The sequence below is a fragment of the Halobacterium bonnevillei genome, from assembly GCF_009831555.1.
Taxonomy (GTDB): domain Archaea; phylum Halobacteriota; class Halobacteria; order Halobacteriales; family Halobacteriaceae; genus Halobacterium; species Halobacterium bonnevillei.
Window position 1 is genome coordinate 1 of record NZ_WUUU01000348.1, and the last position, 1,096, is coordinate 1,096.

1 protein-coding gene and 1 pseudogene are annotated in these 1,096 nt (G+C 72.5%); both read right to left on the reverse strand.

Annotated features, from left to right (window positions below; all coding sequences use genetic code 11):
• A pseudogene (locus tag GRX66_RS19210) lies at positions 1-817 on the reverse strand (M20/M25/M40 family metallo-hydrolase); the annotation flags it as partial.
• Positions 814-1,096 (reverse strand): aminotransferase class III-fold pyridoxal phosphate-dependent enzyme (locus tag GRX66_RS19215; protein ID WP_159527867.1); only part of this gene is annotated, 283 nt, incomplete at its 5' end. The pseudogene GRX66_RS19210 and the gene GRX66_RS19215, both read right to left, overlap by 4 nt.

Here is a 1,096-nt window from a genome sequence, read left to right on the forward strand (position 1 = left end):
ACCGGCGTCCGCGGACTCGACATCACCGGCGGGATGGAGTCGCCCCACGACACCGTACCGTGTGTCGTGCACGACGCGACGGTCTCGCGGACGTCGTCGGCGGTCGTGCCGGGCGGCAGGCGGAACTGCACGTCGACGGTCGCCTGCACGGACTGTCCATCGTCGGCGAGGCCGCCCCGGAACGAGACGGGCTTGACGGTCACGGACTCGAAGACGGACGTCTCGCCGTCAGTCGCCGCCTCGATTGTCGGCTCCTCGCCGGGTTCCGCGCCGAAGGCGCTTGCACGCGTTCGGTCCACGCGGTGGCGTGCTGCACGGCGTTCGGGTCCGGGCGCGAGGAGTGGCCGCTGGCCGTCTCGGCGGTGTAGGTGCCGACGAGGTAGCCGCGGTAGCCCAGCGTCACGGCGTCCCATCCGGAGGGCTCGCCGTTCACGACGGCCTCGGGTTCCGCGCGGTCCGCGGCCAGGTGGCGCGCGCCCTTCGAGGTGGTCTCCTCCTCGACGACGCCGACGAACGAGGCGCCGGTCTCGACGCTCGCGGCCGCCATGGCGGCCAGCGGCCCGGTGGCGTCGACGCTCCCCCGCCCCCAGAGTTCGCCGTTCTCGACGCGGACGTCGATGTGGCCGGGGACGGTGTCGATGTGGCTCGTGAGCAGGACGCCGTCGTCGCCGGGCGCCCGGACGTTCCCGACGTCGTCGGTCCACGCGTCCCGGCCCTGGGCCTCGAAGTAGTCCTCGAGAACGCCGGCAGCCTCGGCTTCTCCACCCGAAACAGAGGGGGTCGAGACGAGGTCGACGAGGAGGTCGCGCGGCGTCATAGTTCGGCGTCGATGGCCTCGACCACGCGGTCGGCGTGCGCCTCGCCGACCGTCAGCGGCGGTAACAGGCGCAGCACGGTCCGTCCGGCGGGGAGCGCGAGAATCCCGTGGTTCAGTGCGAGCGCTTTCAGCGCACGGTTCGCCCCCCGTTTCACCTCGACGCCGACCATGAGGCCGTCGCCGCGCACGTCCCGCACGTCCAGCGGCGAGAGTTCGGACTGGAGGTAGTCGCCGACCGTCTCGGCGTTCGCCGCGAGGTCCTCGTCCTCGAGGACGTCC